Here is a 15,956-nt window from a genome sequence, read left to right as displayed (position 1 = left end):
CAATCAGAACCGGAAGGGTTTTCAAGGAATCAGGTTAACGAATCCTCGATTTATTTCCAAATTCAAGTTTAACCAGGCTTTTTATAAAAGAGCGCAACGCGTTTCTTTTCTTGGGTACTTCGCCCAATGTCTCTTCGGCAAAATCTGTCTCTACACCATTCAGCAAAACCATAGGGGTTGTACCAGTTGTTTTTGCAAACAAGTCAAGGATTTCGTCGTCTCGCTGATCCCAGATACGATTAGCCCTGCAAAGCAGAATTGTCTGATGTAAATGAGGGAACAACCCAGGCTTGATTATCATTTTTTCAAGCGGTGGAAACTCAATAAGCACAAAATCTACGTCTTTCTTTACAATCAGGTTATTTTTAGCTTCCCAGTTGGCAATCATGTTTTCTTCGGTATCCCATTGGTGGGCTTCCAGGCTCATAGGCATAGAAATACCAAGTTGTTTATATTCAATAGTAGGCAGCAGCAATTGTTTTTCAACGCTGAAACTCAGGTTTGTCAGTTCCTGCTCCAGCATATCAATAATGGTGCTTTTGCCCTCTCCTTTCTGCACACTCACAAAACCAATATAGACCGGCTTGTCGAGGGGGTCAACCCTTGATAGCACTTGCTGCATCAAACGAACATTGGCCAACTCAAGAAATTTGGGATTCTCGGTCAACAGCGGGTATAAGCCCATAAATGGCTTACCTATCATTTTTTTAGCTCTGCTAGGCTCAAGAATGGTTTTATTAATAAAGGCATTGCCTAAAACTACTGACAGCACCATTATAAAACCACCCAGAAAACCCACAACCACCAGAATAATCCTTTTAGAAGCATTGGGTTTAAGGGGCAGATAAGGCGGGTCAACCACGTTTAGTTTTGAGGTGATTTCAGAGTTCTGTTGCGAAAGTTTAGCAAGGTTAAGGTCATGAAGCATCTGCAAATACTCTTGCTCATAAACAGATATCTGCCTTTCAATCTTTTTAAGGAAAGCGCCCAGCGGAGCAAATTTCCGGTATTCTTCAGTAAATTCTCTTTTGCGTTTATCCATCACTGCCAGTTTGGCTTTACCCTGTTCTACTGCAATGGTATTTTTAAACCATTCGTCAAGCACATTTTTAGTGGGTATTCCCTCTGGCGTATTTGTGTTGGCATTCAGCTTATCTAATGATACCCTCAGGTTATTTTCAATAACGTTAGCATAAGATTTAAGGCTGTCTAGTTCTCTCTTGTTTCCTTTGCCCCTATTAATTGCCTCACTAAAGGCAATTTTATTATAGACATCCGAGAGTTTTTCACGCTCGTTAATGATCTCACTACCGTAGAGCGACTGGTAAACTCTGTTCTTGATATTTTCATTTACTTTATCTAAAGACCTGATTGAGGCCTGCTCGTCCATTTCCAGATTATGGTTCAGGGCATACAAATCTTCTTTTTCATTAGCAACTGCCTTACTTTGCTCATAATAGTTAATAATATCGTTTTTCTTGTTAAACTCAAGAAAAACCTGCTCAACAGAATCGAGCCGGGCAAAAGACTTTTTGCTTTGCTCTTCAAAATAGCCTACAACCGAAACGGTTTGCCCGCCTTTCAGTAAACGATACTTATCCATGAAGATGTCTTCCAACAGCTCAAGTGTGTGTTTACAAATAAAAGGGTCATTGGCTTCATAAGAAATCTTGATGAAGTCGCTGCTGCTAACACGGTTCGATTTTATATTATTTAGTGCATCAATTGAGTAATTAGGCACTTTTGAGTTAATGAGCCGGTAAATAACATTGGTGTCATTCTTTTTCATGTAGCTCGCAATTGCGGCGCGGGTTTCAGGCAGCGTAGATTTTACGACACTATCAATGGTCGACTGCGGCACGAGTTTCTTCAACTCGGTATAAGACCCCCAGGTCATTTTTGAGGGGTCATGGTTTTTCATAAATAAGTGTTCGGCCAGCAAACTTACTGCCACATCTTCTTTGGTTTCTCTGGCCTGAATAAGAGAAAGCAGGTTATCAAATGCATTATTGGCAGTAAAAAAGTCGGCTTTTATACTGCCAATCAGACTATACCCGGATGCAATACCTGTATAAATGGTCGTTTCGGAGGTATAAACTTTTTTCTCGTTTCTGGTAAAATAAAAAATGGTTGCGGCCAGAACCAGAGGCACTAAAATGAGTGCCTTCAGGTTTTTATAAATGATATTTAAAAAATGAAGAAGTGTCATTTCACTTGTTGTAATAATGAGGACAGACTAACACCCGTAAATGATTCTAACTGAAAAAGATTGGTCTGAAATTTATTTAAAGTAGTTTCGTATTCCATTTTTGCCTTGTTGATGTAATCAAGCATTCGGGATACTTCAGATACACTAAGCTGACCCTGCAAAAACTCTTTCTCTGCCAGATTGTAATTAACCTGAAAAGCCTGTTTGTTACTACTGCTGATAGCCAGCAGTTTATGAGAAAGTTTTAATTCCTGATACAGGGCTATTACATCTTGTCTGATTGACAATGCTGAAACGTCTTTATCGTTCTCGATTGATTCTATCTGAGCCTTTCCGGAATTTATTAGGTGTTTTCTGTTAAGTAATCCTGAAAGCGGGAAACTAATACCACCACCTACACTATAAAACCCCGACTGAACCATTGTGAGCCTGTTAAGCACGTTTTCGTACGAGGTCTGGTCGGTAACGGCTGAATAATTGGTTCCATAATGGTAATTCCCCCCTACAGTAATTCCGCTGTAAATGAGGTTTTTATTATATTTCAGCGTTGATTCAGCCGCCTTAAGGTTACTATTCAGTTTTTTTATCTGCGGCGAGTTTTTTAGTGCTGCATCAATCAAAAGGGGCAAAAGGGCGTCGGTAGCCAATGCTCTTGTCAGGGCATCATCTGCGGCAGTTACCTGAGCTCTTGTCTCAGAAATGGTAAAAAAGTAGGAAACTAAAAAGATGAATACAACTAGAGAATTTTTACGCAATGCCATTTAAAAAGACTGGTTATTGTTATGATAAATACACATAAACTGAGCTACACCGGCTTACAAAACCCATTATCAGTCAGTATGTCAAAAACTGTGCCTTTTTAATAAAAACAATCAAAAAATAGACGTGTACCGTAACACGTTGTAAAAATAACACAAAAATATCGGAACATTTACGTTGCGCGCCTGGCTTTTTCCCATATTCCTGAACTTACCCCCTTTCTATAACGGTTAAAGCCCAATATAGCGCAGTAGTTCATAAATGAAAAATAGAACGGAACGAACAAAAGTTTGATTCTCATCTTCCGGTTTTCGAACCAATACCCTAATATAGCTAATAAATAAAATAAAACCTGCGCGGCCATTATTATTTTGTAAAAACTAAAGAGATTATCCGGGTCTTCCAGCAGTACTATTAGCAGGTTACACAAAAAAATAAGTGGCAGACAAAACGGGGCCACTGCCCACCGCATTGCCCTGTGAGAAACATACTGAAACGAAAGCCATCCGTATCTGAAAACGTTCCATAAAAATGCAAGTCGTTCTATTGACTGAAACCCACCTGTTGCAATTCGTACTTTCCGTTTCATTTCGTCATCGATTGAAAATGAGGGGCGTTCTATGGCGTAGGCATCAGGTTCATAAATTACTCTGTATCCGGCAGCGGCTACCCGCAGCGAAACCATGAAGTCATCAAGCAGCGTATCTTTTTCAACGTTTCCGTAAAGGTGCGTTCTTACGGCAAAAAGTTCTCCGGCTGCTCCTACAACTGAGTAGAGCCGGGTATCCAGTTTCTTCAGAAAAGATTCATACTTCCAGTATAAGCCCTCGCCTGCCCCTGCGGCGGCCTCACTGTTATCGGTCTGAATCCGCTTCTCACCTGCTACTGCGCCAACGTTTTCGTCCTCAAAATGTCTCACAATGTTTTTAAGTACATCGTTGTTCAGGGTTGTATTGGCGTCGGTAAAAATAACAATCGGGGTGGTTATGGTTTTAATCGCCATATTCATGGCCTCAATTTTTCCCTTTCGTTCTTTGCCACCTATAATGCGCAGCCTGGGGTAGAGTGGTTTTAGCCCCTCAAGGTACTCAGTGGTACCATCGTTTGAGCCTTCGGTTACAAAAAGAACTTCGAGCTTATCTGCCGGATACTCAAGACCGAACGAATTTTTAACCTTGTCAGCAATGCAGGTCATCTCGTTATAGGCCGGAACCACCAAAGTGATTTCTGGTTGGAATGACGGGTTATTAAAGGTTTTAAATGAAATACCCATCATTTTTCTGATTTTAACAAGCAACCATGCTAACAATCCGTAGCCTAAGTACGTGTAAAAAACCAGGCCGGTACAAACCCAAAAAAGAACTTCTAAAATAGTTTTCATCTGTGGGGGCAATAACGTGTTTGCGTTTTAAGTAAGGTAGTTACAAAGGTTTAATCAGGGAAAGGCTGACAGGTAATGCAGTTTGAAAACCGGAGACTCACAGGTAGTCTTCCATCCGTTTAAGGTCTTCTTCTATAACAAGTTTGGCGTGGTTTACGTCAACCGCAATTTGCTGGTATAGATTATTGAGTTCGCCTGCTTCCGGATTTGCCTTTGCGTAGGATTCAAATGCCTGCATTTTAGGGTGTAGAAAAGTAAGCCCCACCATTGAAAAAGATGGTTTTATCTGATGAGCCAGGCGGCCAACTTCATTAAAGTTTTTCTGGTTGATTTGTTCCTGTATTTCGTTCCAGACAGGGATACTTTCTTCCAGAAAAGAATTAAACATTATTTGCACGATAGAGAGGTCTCCACCGTAAATCTCGTTTATATAATCGGCATCAAGATGCGCATTAAACTCAAACATAATAAAACGGTTTTAATACGTTATGAAAGTAAAATTAATACCATAGTTAATCTTTTTTATATTTCTTTTTTAGCAACAAAAGTCAATCAAAAACCATACAGATAAATTTTCTAGAGCATATTTAACCTGTTCATGAGCTCAGGCTTGTTGGCCCGGCTGATAGGAATAACCTTTTTGGCTATTACCAGGTTGTTTTCTTCAATGTCTACGATTTTATCGAGGTGAACTATATAAGAGCGATGAACGCGTAAAAACTGCTCTCCCAGCTTTTCTTCCAGATACTTCATGGTGGTATGGATAATGTAGGAATTATCCTGCGTGAAAATCTTCACGTAATCGCCAATATTTTCGATATACAATATATCCGCATACGGAAGCCTTACGTATCTTCCATCTGTTTTTACGTAAATTTCCTGTCTTTGGGGCGAAACCGTTGTTTTTTTAGAATGTAGTTCCAGTGCCTTATCTACCGCCATTCTGAAGCGCGGCAGCATAATTGGTTTCTTAAGATAATCGGTTACCTGATACTGATAGGCATCAAAAGCATATTCAGTTTTGGTGGTTGTCATGATTATCTGAGGTATTGATGTGAGGTTCTCCAATAAATCGAACCCAGAAAGACCCGGCATCTCTACATCAAGCCAAATAAGATCCGTCTTTTCAGATGAGAGGTAAACCAGGGCATCTTCGGCATTTTCAAAAACTGCAGCCAGTTCAAGCGACTCATGTTGCTCACAAAGCCGCTGCAATGATTTACGCGCCATTACTTCATCTTCAACGATGATACATTTCAATTTCATGCTTGTAATTTGGCTAGTTCATTCCTTATAATAGGAAGGCTTTGATTAATATCTTCAAATATATTTTTCCATGTTTCCAGCAGTTCCTGCGTTTCAGATGGTTGCCTTATTCTGTCTTCAAAATCAAACATTCTTTTTTCCAGTTCTGTAAGGCCAACCATACCTAAAGTTGGTTTTAGTTTATGCACTACTTTGGCCAGGCTTTCTCTCTCGTTGGTTTGAATTAACCCGGCTAGAGAATTAAAGTCTGGCACTACTTCGCTCAGAAAAGTGCGGAACATATCAGCGGCATAATCTTTATCGTCTCCGTATAGCTCATTTAAACAGGCCCGGTTCAGCTCTATGCCATCGGTGGCATTCTGCTGGCCAGTGCTTTCATCTTCATGGCCATTGAGATACTCCTGTATAGTACCCAGCAAATGGTTGGGCGTAAAAGGTTTAGATATAAAACCATTCATACCAACTGCCAGAGCTCTGTTCTTCTGGTCAATCATTGCTGAGGCAGTGAGGGCCAATATAGGGGTTTTTCTGTTTAAATTAGTGGTATTTCTGATATTTATGGCGGCCTCATAGCCATCCATATTCGGCATCTGAATATCCATTAAGATGATATCAAACTTCTCCTGGCTTGCCAGCTCAACAGCTTTTTTGCCGTCTGCGGCAATAATATACGATATACTCCATTTATCGAGCAGGTTACTGATATACTTCTGATTCATGGCATTATCTTCAGCAATCAGTACTTTTCCGGCCTTTAATGCAGTAGGCAATGGGGTTCTTTTGGCAACGCTTACCTCGGCAACTTTCCGGTAAGGCAGGACAAATGTAAACACAGACCCGGCACCTTCCTGACTTTTAACTGATATATTACCCCCCTGCAACTCTACCAATTGCTTGGTAATGGTAAGCCCAAGACCAGTGCCTTTATGCTTGTTTCCGTGCAGTGTAATCTGCTCAAATTTCTGAAAAACAAGGTCTAGCTTTTCTTCCGGAATACCAATGCCGGTGTCAGAAACCTTAAATTCAAGCCATACCCTTTCTCCATCTTCTTTTTTTACCTTTACCGAAACATCTATTGAACCCTCAAGTGTAAACTTCTCTGCATTACCAATCAGGTTAAGTAATATCTGGTTAAGGAGCAGGTCGTCTCCTATGTAATTTCCGGTTATGCGGGCATCAATCATTAAATCAAGATTGATGGGCCGGTTACCCAGTTTTATTTTAAACACCTGCTGGGTGGCACGCAGCAGACCTACAAGATCAAACGGTTTTTTCTTGACCTCAATTTTGCCGTCTTCAATTTTTGCCATATCCAGCAGGTTCGAAATCAAACCGTATAAAAAGTCTGCCGTGGTTTTCAGCGCTTCCAGAAACTCCTTCTGCTGCTGGCTCGGCCGGGTGTCAAACAAAAGGTGTGTCATGCCAATAATGGCGTTCAGCGGTGTTCTTATCTCGTGGCTCATATTTGCCAGAAACTGCTTTTCTGCCTGCCTTGCTTCTTCGGCTACCTGTTTTGCCTTGGCGAGCTCCTGTTCAAGCAATTTCCGACTGGTAATATCATAATGCACACCTATTGAACCCACCAGATTACCGTTTTCATCCATAACAGGCGAGCCACTGATAATGGCCCAAAGGTCGCTCCCATCTTTTTTTAACATTTTCATTTCATAAGAGCTGCCTATTCCGTGTTTCCTCTTAGCCTGTTCATGGATAAGCACGTCTTCATAGCCTTTACCTATCAGTAAATCGGCAGCTATTTTTCCTACCAGTTCTTCTTCGGTATAGCCCACCATTTTACAGAAACTGCCATAGGCACGGATAATCCTTTGGTCATTATCAACTTCCAACAGGCCCAAAGTCATGTTATCCATTATTTTCCTGTACTTCTCCTCGCTTTTTCTGATGTTTTCGGCTGTCAGGAATCTCTGAGTAATATCGGCATATTCCCAAAGACTGCCGCGATACGCGCCGTCTAGAAAAATAGGTATGTAATCACGTTCCAGTATTCTTCCGTCGGCGGTTGTGAGTTTTTCTTCAACCACCGTTTCTTTTTTGCCAAGCAGGCAGGCCATGTTTGAAAGAAACAGGTCGGTTTCATCAAAACACAATTTAACGTGTTCAAGCAAATCCAGATAATTGGCACCAATCAGCTGCTCCGGGGCATCAGAGATTTTAAAAAAATCACAAAATTGCTGATTCACCAATATTACTTTTCTGTTTTCGTCTTCTACCAGAACGCCTTTCTGAAGATTAGCAATCAGGGCAGTCAGGCGTCGTTGGGTAGTCCGGAGTTCATCACTGCTGTTTTTTCTTTCAGTAATATTCCTGGCCACCGCCGATAACTCAACAATCCGGTTATTTTCTTTAAGTAAATGAACACTCTGGCCTATCCACACCACCTGGTTATCTTTGGTAAAAGCAGGAAACTCCACATAGGTGCTTTCCTTCTTTTCTTTCATCATGTTCAGGTAAAAACCTACCAGTTGCTCTCTGTATTCGGGTATTACCAGCTCAGTAAAGTGTTTTCCTATTATCTCTTCGGGTTCATAACCCAATGCCTCTCTAACTACCGGGTTTACAAACGTAAAAAAGCCTTCGGGTGTAATTTTATAAACAATATCTTTTAACGACTCAATGAGTATCTGATACCTGTTCTCAATTTTCTGAACTGCTTCATTGCCTTCAAGCCTTTGTCTTTCAAAATCAGCATTAAAACTGTAAAGCTTTTCATTCAGCTCAACTAGTTGCTGTTTTTTTTCCTGTAGCAAAGCTTCGGTTTCTAACCTGGCTTTTCTCTCCTGCTCAAGCTGTTGTTTGAGAAGTTCTAATTCCTCCATAATTGCTGCCTGATATAATCTGATAAACTGTAATAATAAATACGCATTGTAAGCCATTCAGGGCATACAATACAATAGCCTAGGCTAAATATTTTAATGGATAGCAGTTTCTGGAAATAATATCTAGAGCAATACAGAAAACATCAGTTTGAATTTTGTTCAACTTACTCAAAAGCATTTCAATTCATTTTCAATAGCAACACTCAGATACAACATCCCATCAACTACATTTCATTGTTTCAGGAACGACACAGGCTTGTAATTTGGCTTGAAAACCACAATAAACATGCCCATTTGTAAATTAAAAAAAATATTTGTCTTTATGGCATCAAAAAAAAATTAAAAATCTTTTAACTTTCCAATCAGGAACCACAACAGACGCTAATTTTAATGTTTAAATACACAGCTTTTAAAAAACTTCTGACCTTTCTCAAAAAGTTTAAAAGCACCTTTTTTGTAAAAATATTTTTCGAAACCTACTTATAAATAACCAGTTACAAACCAAATATGACCTAAATATCCATCAGACACCTACTTTTATAACTTCAATATTCTGTAGTTATTTCATACATTTACAATACAAAAACCAAATATATTTATATTATCATGAAAAAAAAGCTACTTGCTTGGAGTTTTTTACTCTGCCTTTTGCTTTCTTTAAAAGTATCTGCACAGAATACCATAAAAGGGAAAGTAACTTCTGCCGATGACGGAGCCCCGATTCCGGGTGTAAACGTAACTGTAAAAGGAACCAGTATTGGTACTACCACCGATGGAAACGGTATGTATTCTATTGCTGCCAGAAGCGGCACCGAACTGGTTTTCAGCTTTGTGGGTATGGAAACCCAGACCGTACTGGTCATTAACCAATCTACTATTAATGTGGTTTTAAGTGCCGGTAGTTCTACACTTGGCGAAGTGGTAGTAACTGCTCTGGGGCAAACACAAGAGAAACGCGCCATTGGTTATTCAATACAATCGCTTAAAGCTGAAGAAATAAAGAACTCAGGGAATCAGAACCTTGTGGGTGCATTACAGGGTAAAATTGCCGGAGCCGTTATAACCGGTTCAGGAGGCGCGCCAGGTGCGGGTATCAATATTATTCTCAGAGGTGTTACATCCCTGAGTGGAAATGCCGACAACCAGCCACTCTTTGTTGTTGATGGTATCATTATCTCTAACTCAACCAGCACAGGTAACCCATTACCCAGTGCAGGTAGTAACTCACCGGGTGCAGGCGAACAATTTGCCAACACTAACCGGGCTGCCGACATTAACCCTGACGACGTTGAAAGTATATCTGTACTAAAAGGCCCTGCAGCTACGGCGCTTTATGGTTTGCGGGCTTCAAACGGGGCTATCATTATTACAACCAAAAGAGGCAAATCCGGTAAGCTGAACATCTCGGTTTCGTCTTCTGTAAGTGCCGATGTGCTGGGCAAATCACCCTCTATTCAAACTTCGTTCTTGCAAGGTCGTTTAGGCGAGTTTATTCCGCTTACTACTACAGGTAGAACCCCATACCAGTCGTTCGGGCCTGTTTTTGACCCTCAAAACACTACCGACAGGATTTACGACAACTTCCGCGGTTTTTACAGAACGGGTATGACCAACAATAATAATATTACCCTTACCAAAGGTGGAGAGAAAGGCAATGTTTATGTATCGCTGGGCCGTAGTTACCAGTCTGGTATAGTACCGAATACTGATTTCGGCCGTACTTCTGCTAAAGTGGCCGGTTTATATAATATCACCAAAGATTTTTCTGTTTCGGCCTCTTTCAATTATATTAATTCTGGTGGTAAACGCCCACCTGCCGGCGATAAATCAATCTTTAGTGCTTTGGCTTACTGGCCTAACACTTATGATGTAAACGATTACCTGAATACAGACGGAACGCAAAAAAATATTCTGCCGGGCTTTACCGACAACCCTCGATACCTGGTTGAAAGAAGCCCGCGTGTAGATAAGGTGAACCGCTACATTGCTGACGTAACCTTAAACTACAACATTACCGATTGGTTGTCTGCAAAATATCAGCTAACCTACGATACCTACCACGAAACCCGCAGCCGCCAGGTTGATAGTACTTTTGACGTCGGTATCCAGGTAAAAGGTTTTCTTGTGAACGAGTTTCTGAACTACCGCGAGCTCAACTCAAACTTTTACGTAACAGCTAAAAAAGATTTCGGAAATAACTGGAGCGGTTCATTGATGCTTGGCAACTCTTTAGTAAACAGCGAACGCCCGGACAGCTACTACATTCGCGGTGAAGGATGGAAGACGCCATTTACTAACCATATGAGCAGCTACCGTAACCAGCAAACACGGTTTTACTCGCCTGCGCATTACAGAATAGCCAGTTTCTTTGGCGATGCCAAACTGAGTTATAAGGACCTTTTATATTTGAATATTACAGGCAGAAACGACATTGTTTCAACGCTGCCTCAGGCCAATAACTCTTTCTTCTATCCGTCGTTTAACCTTGGGTATATATTTACCGAGCATCTGCCGGCCAATAATGTTTTGTCTTATGGTAAGTTACGTGCCTCGTGGGCACAGGTAGGTAAAGGTACCGACCCTTACGTATCTGGCAGTTATTATGAAATAACCGATAATTTTCCGTTTGGTAACACCGTGCCGGGTTACTTCAGAAGAACTACTACTGCCGACCCTAACCTGAAACCGGAGCGTACCACCTCAATAGAAGTTGGTACCGAACTACGCTTCTTCAAAAACCGGTTCATGCTCGACGCCACCTACTTTACTATGGATAGCCGCGACCAGATAGTGCGCGCCCCTGTGTCTAACGTGTCGGGTTATTCATTCTATTATACCAACATTGGTCTGATACGCAACAAAGGTGTAGAGTTGCTGGCTACTGCAAAAATTATCCAGAGCAAGGATTTTTCATGGGATGCCTCACTGAACTGGTCGAAGATGTCGGGTAAAGTAATTGAAATGCCAGCTGAATTAAAAGAAATAGCTTATTATGACAACGTAGTTGGAAGTTTAAGAATAAGAGAAGGCAGTAAAATTGGCGATTTGTGGGGGTACGATTATCAGAGAGCGCCAGACGGCCAGTTGCTGATAAATGCATCTACGGGTTTTCCGGTAACAAGCACCACCCTGACCCAATATGGAAATGCATTGCCCGACTGGATTGGTGGTTTGACCAATACCTTTAATTATAAAGGTTTAAGTCTGTCTGCATTATTGGAATGGCGCCACGGTGGCGATGCCATAGATCTGGGCGAAAGAAACGCCCTTCGCAGTGGGTCAATCAAACTTACCGAAAGACGCTACGAAAAAGTGGTTTTCAACGGTGTGGTTGAGCAAAAAGGTTCTGATGGTAAATCTACCTACACCCCTAACACAAAAGAGGTATATTTAGATGACTTACTGTACAATCCATCAACTTCTACGCGATTTAATGCCTGGTCGAAACTGAATATTCAGGATGCGTCGTGGATTCGCCTTCGTACAGTTAGCCTAAACTACGCACTGCCGCAAAGCCTGATTGGCAAAACCGTATTTAAAAACGGTGTCAGATTCAGCTTTACAGGTACCAACCTGTTCCTGAACACGCCTTTCCGCGGATATGACCCGGAAGCGCTTTCTTTTGGTTCGGGTACCAATATTATTGGCTTTGTGGGTCGAAACAACCCGGCAACCAAAAGCTTTATGTTTGGTGTGTCGGCTAATTTCTAACATTGTACAGATTTGAAAAACATTATTACCATTATTGCAATGAAAAAAGCACATTATATATATTCCCTTTTAGCGGCTGGGTTTATGACTATCCTCTCGGGTTGTCAGAGCTTCCTCGATGTGAATGTCGACCCAACCCTGAAATCAGATGCAACCGTACAGGAGCTCCTGTCTACCGCACAATTATACACCAGCGAGGCCAGTTACCAACAGGCTTACGTGGCCGCGCAATATGCACAACAACTGGGCAGCAACCTGGGTACTAATGGTACCGATGCCTACTACGAGGCAGAAAATGCCTCAGGGTGGTCAAACCTTTATTTGTATGTTATACCTCAACTGAATCTGATAATCAAAAAAGGTCAGGAGCAAAACAGCCCTGCCTATGTGGGTATAGCTAAAACTATGTTAGCCTATAATCTGGGTTTAGCTACCAGCAACTGGGAAAACATACCATACACACAGGCAGACCAGAAAAATTTCAGCCCGGCCTACGATACCCAGCAGAGTTTATATGCCACTATTCAAAAATTACTTGATGAAGCCATTGCAGAGCTGGTTAAAGATGCGGGCACCAAACCAGGCAGTGATGACATGATTTATAAAGGAGACATGGGAAAATGGAGCCGCCTGGCTTATTCATTAAAAGCCCGCTATGCCATGCATCAGTCGGCTATTAATCCGCAAACTGCCTCACAGACCGCTTTGGCTGCCTTGCAGAACGCCATGACCAGCAATGCCGATGATTTTCAGTTGCAATACAACTCTAAAAACCTAAGCCCCTGGTATAGCCGTGTGGCTTTGGCCAACAGCACCGGTAACTTATCTGTTACTTACGGCAGCACTTTTGTTAACCTCATGAACGGCGCTGTACAGGGTATTGTTGACCCCCGCCTGCCAATAGTTGTTACCCGCAAAAACGGACAAACCGCTTATTCTGGCGTTGTGCCGGGTTCAGGTGCCGGCTCAACCGTTGACTTTAACATTACTGCCTGGCACTCTAACATCAATTCGCCAATTGTAATGATGACTTACGCCGAAGTAAAAGCCATTGAGGCCGAAGCAAGGTTTTTGGCCAATGGCGGCAGCATTAGCTCAACCGGCACAACCACCGACGCCTATAATGCTTACCTGGCCATTGCCCGCGCCAATATGCAGAAACTGGGCGTAAGCAGCGCCAATATAGATACTTACCTGAGTGCCCCTGTGGTAAATGTAGGCGCTGCCAACCTGACTTTAACACACATTATACGTGAGAAATACAAGGCGATGTTTTTGATTGGTGATATCTGGACAGACGTAAGAAAATACAATTATCTTGATTTCCCGATGCCACTTAACCTTAATCCGGATTTGAACGGACAACGCATTCAACGCATGAAGTACCCTTCATCAGAGCTGACAAGAAATGCGAAAAACGCAGAGGCTAATCTGAAACAACCGGGTGTAAAAATGTGGTTATTCAACAAGTAAGGTATCTAAATTTAAAATTGAAAGAGATATGAAAAACATAAAAGTATTAGTTTTCACGATGCTGGCAGCCACGGCAGTTTTTATGACCGGTTGTTATGAAGAGCCAGACTTAATAGGTGACATAACCACCAGCAAGGGTAAAGTAGCGCAGATTTCTGTTGTGTGGCTGGGTACTACCCGCACAACAACTGCCAATACGTCGGTAGTTGCCAACCAGACAACTACACCGGGTGCCAATACAAATTTCAATATTGAGTACACCACGCAGGTTCCGGTTAAGGAGTTCAGGGTATATTGGGCTGCTACAGCAACAGGTACACAAACTTTGCTTACTACTATTCCTGCCGGTTCGCAAAAGTATGACGCCACACTTCGCAGCTATGTGCTGGCTGTACCTATTACGGCGCAGACTACTGCAAAAACGTCAAGGGTTTTCTTTGCCGAAATAGTAACCGATAACGGTCTGCTTTCTGCACAGAAATCGGCTACTCTGACAACCAATTAAACCACAGTTGATTGTAAATCATACTAGCGATAAAATCCCATTGGCTTAAAAACCAGTGGGATTTTCGTTTAATCAAGATAACCTTACCCATGTGCTGATTTCGACGACAAATCTTAGATATTTACAATTCCACTAACACCTAAGTACAATTTTGGCAACGTTCCCGATAACGTTTGCATAAAAATATCGCCTGACTGGAAATATTTTCTTTAAAAATAATAGGTACTTTTACCTTCGCATAAAAGTATGATATATTTACGTTTATCTGTTAAACTCAAACCGTGACCTCTCTCGTGAATGCAGCCTTTGAAAAAACGCTGGTAGAAGACAACGACCTACCCTGGGAAATTGTTGATGCCAAAATCAGACGCAAAATCATGTCTTATTCAAAAGACCTTATGCTCGTAAAGGTAGCTTTTGAAAAAGGAGGCGTTGGCGCAACGCACAAGCACCCACACCTGCAAATGAGCTACATTGCCGGTGGTGTTTTTGAAATAACCATTAATGGCGAAAGTAAAATCCTAAAAGAAGGCGATGTCTACTTCGTTCCATCAGAGGTTTTGCATGGCGCCATTTGTCTGGAAGACGGTATACTGGTTGATGTATTTAACCCAATGCGTGAAGATTTTATTCATACTTAATCGCTAAATCATGAAATCGTCATTTCTTGTTTTAAGTTTTATTCTGGCAGGTAATGTGGCTTTAGCCCAGTACAACCCCGAAAAGCCCGACCTCAGGCAAGGCCGTTTTTATACTGAAGAACAGGCAGCAAAAGTACACCAAGACCTTGCCCAAAACTACAGCGACAAAAAAAGCTGGGAAAAACGCGCTGCGCTTATCAGGCAAGGCATTCTTGAGGGTTCAGAGTTCAATCTGCTCAAGGTTCCCAAAGCATCTAATATTACTATACACAGCAAAAAAGAGTTTAACGGCTACAGTGTAGAAAACGTATCTTTCCAGAGCCTTAACGGTATCTATGTTACCGGCAACCTGTACCGGCCAATGCAGACAGGCAAAAAAATGGCAGGCGTCCTTTGTCCGCATGGCCATGGGCAAGACCCACGCCTGAAAGAATATACCCAGCAGCGTTGCGCCACATTGGCGCGTATGGGGGCAGTGGTTTTTGCTTATGACATGATAGGCATGGGCGATATGAAACAGTGCGACCATAAAATACCAAAGGCCGTAAAACTGCAATTGGCAAACAGCACCGCCGCCCTCAATTTTTTATTGAGCCAGCCAAACATTGATAAAGAACGCATAGGTATGACGGGTGAGTCTGGCGGTGGCACCCAGACTTTTTTACTGGCAGCCATTGATAAACGCATTAAGGTATCTGTTCCGGTAGTGATGGTATCTGCGTATTTTTTTGGTGGCTGTATCTGCGAAAGCGGCATGCCCATTCACAAACGCCCCACGCATGAAACAACCAATGTTGAAATAGCTGCACTGGCTGCGCCAAGACCTATGCTGTTGGTATCAGACGGTGGCGACTGGACCAAAAACACCCCAAATTTAGAATACCCCTACATTAAGCGCATTTATTCTTTTTATGGGGCTGAAGACAAACTGGAGAACGTACATCTGCCCGATGAAAAGCATGATTACGGCATTTCTAAAAGATTGGCCGCTTATGAATTTCTGGCCAGACATCTGAAACTGGATATCAACAAGGTAAAAGTTAACGGAAAAATAGATGAAAGCATCAATGCTGTGCTTTCACCAGCCCAATTGCAGGTGTTTGATGCCAGCCATCCACTACCTGCTGATGCGCTGAAAGGAGACGAAGCCGTAATTAAACTATTAAACTAAACC

Annotated in this window: 11 protein-coding genes; 5 read left to right on the top strand and 6 right to left on the bottom strand. The window is 41.9% G+C overall.

The features are described from left to right. Positions 1–34 precede the first annotated feature (34 nt). From MB380_RS06920 to MB380_RS06895, 6 genes are all read right to left on the bottom strand, one after another. On the bottom strand, positions 35–2,209 hold the full coding sequence (locus tag MB380_RS06920; RefSeq protein WP_253534088.1) for a hypothetical protein: 2,175 nt from the start codon (positions 2,207–2,209) through the stop codon (positions 35–37). Next, positions 2,206–2,970: a TolC family protein gene (locus tag MB380_RS06915; protein WP_253534087.1), complete on the bottom strand. Its 765-nt coding sequence runs from the start codon at positions 2,968–2,970 to the stop codon at positions 2,206–2,208. The genes MB380_RS06920 and MB380_RS06915 overlap by 4 nt, the downstream gene beginning before the upstream one ends. A 170-nt stretch (positions 2,971–3,140) precedes the next feature. After that, positions 3,141–4,349 carry a glycosyltransferase family 2 protein gene (locus MB380_RS06910; protein WP_253534086.1) on the bottom strand — a complete coding sequence of 403 codons (1,209 nt, stop codon included), beginning with the start codon at positions 4,347–4,349 and terminating at the stop codon, positions 3,141–3,143. Between the two features lie 97 nt (positions 4,350–4,446). Then, positions 4,447–4,815, bottom strand: coding sequence for an Hpt domain-containing protein (locus tag MB380_RS06905; RefSeq protein ID WP_253534085.1), 369 nt, complete (start codon positions 4,813–4,815; stop codon positions 4,447–4,449). A gap of 110 nt (positions 4,816–4,925) precedes the next feature. After that, positions 4,926–5,615: a LytTR family DNA-binding domain-containing protein gene (locus MB380_RS06900; protein WP_101725250.1), complete on the bottom strand. Its 690-nt coding sequence runs from the start codon at positions 5,613–5,615 to the stop codon at positions 4,926–4,928. Continuing rightward, positions 5,612–8,452, bottom strand: a complete 2,841-nt coding sequence (locus tag MB380_RS06895; RefSeq protein WP_253534084.1) for a PAS domain S-box protein — start codon at positions 8,450–8,452, stop codon at positions 5,612–5,614. The genes MB380_RS06900 and MB380_RS06895 overlap by 4 nt, the downstream gene beginning before the upstream one ends. Positions 8,453–9,058: 606 nt before the next feature. Between MB380_RS06895 and MB380_RS06890 the strand changes: the two genes are divergently transcribed. The 5 genes from MB380_RS06890 to MB380_RS06870 all read left to right on the top strand — a co-directional run bounded on the left by MB380_RS06890 (position 9,059) and on the right by MB380_RS06870 (position 15,953). Continuing rightward, positions 9,059–12,163, top strand: a complete 3,105-nt coding sequence (locus MB380_RS06890) for a SusC/RagA family TonB-linked outer membrane protein (protein WP_253534083.1) — start codon at positions 9,059–9,061, stop codon at positions 12,161–12,163. Between the two features lie 84 nt (positions 12,164–12,247). Next, positions 12,248–13,636, top strand: coding sequence for a SusD/RagB family nutrient-binding outer membrane lipoprotein (locus tag MB380_RS06885; protein WP_253534081.1), 1,389 nt, complete (start codon positions 12,248–12,250; stop codon positions 13,634–13,636). A gap of 28 nt (positions 13,637–13,664) precedes the next feature. Then, a complete protein-coding gene (locus tag MB380_RS06880) occupies positions 13,665–14,141 on the top strand; it encodes a hypothetical protein (RefSeq protein WP_253534079.1) in 477 nt (158 codons plus the stop codon). Positions 14,142–14,422: 281 nt separating this feature from the next. Next, positions 14,423–14,782 (top strand): cupin domain-containing protein, encoded by a 360-nt coding sequence (locus MB380_RS06875; protein WP_253534078.1) that lies wholly within the window; start codon positions 14,423–14,425, stop codon positions 14,780–14,782. 10 nt (positions 14,783–14,792) lie between these two features. Next, a complete protein-coding gene (locus tag MB380_RS06870) occupies positions 14,793–15,953 on the top strand; it encodes an alpha/beta hydrolase (RefSeq protein WP_253534076.1) in 1,161 nt (386 codons plus the stop codon). Positions 15,954–15,956: the final 3 nt, after the last annotated feature.

This window comes from Emticicia sp. 21SJ11W-3 (genome assembly GCF_024138715.1).
Classification (GTDB): Bacteria; Bacteroidota; Bacteroidia; order Cytophagales; family Spirosomataceae; genus Emticicia; species Emticicia fluvialis.
The sequence above is the reverse complement of the archived record's forward strand: the minus strand, read 5'-3'. Positions and strand labels throughout refer to the sequence as shown.

Bases quoted from the DNA above. Each gene is read 5' to 3' on its own strand.
- MB380_RS06920 (WP_253534088.1), bottom strand. From the start codon at position 2,209: ATGACACTTCTTCATTTTTTAAATATCATTTATAAAAACCTGAAGGCA.
- MB380_RS06915 (WP_253534087.1), bottom strand. From the start codon at position 2,970: ATGGCATTGCGTAAAAATTCTCTAGTTGTATTCATCTTTTTAGTTTCC.
- MB380_RS06910 (WP_253534086.1), bottom strand. From the start codon at position 4,349: ATGAAAACTATTTTAGAAGTTCTTTTTTGGGTTTGTACCGGCCTGGTT.
- MB380_RS06905 (WP_253534085.1), bottom strand. From the start codon at position 4,815: ATGTTTGAGTTTAATGCGCATCTTGATGCCGATTATATAAACGAGATT.
- MB380_RS06900 (WP_101725250.1), bottom strand. From the start codon at position 5,615: ATGAAATTGAAATGTATCATCGTTGAAGATGAAGTAATGGCGCGTAAA.
- MB380_RS06895 (WP_253534084.1), bottom strand. From the start codon at position 8,452: ATGGAGGAATTAGAACTTCTCAAACAACAGCTTGAGCAGGAGAGAAAA.
- MB380_RS06890 (WP_253534083.1), top strand. From the start codon at position 9,059: ATGAAAAAAAAGCTACTTGCTTGGAGTTTTTTACTCTGCCTTTTGCTT.
- MB380_RS06885 (WP_253534081.1), top strand. From the start codon at position 12,248: ATGACTATCCTCTCGGGTTGTCAGAGCTTCCTCGATGTGAATGTCGAC.
- MB380_RS06880 (WP_253534079.1), top strand. From the start codon at position 13,665: ATGAAAAACATAAAAGTATTAGTTTTCACGATGCTGGCAGCCACGGCA.
- MB380_RS06870 (WP_253534076.1), top strand. From the start codon at position 14,793: ATGAAATCGTCATTTCTTGTTTTAAGTTTTATTCTGGCAGGTAATGTG.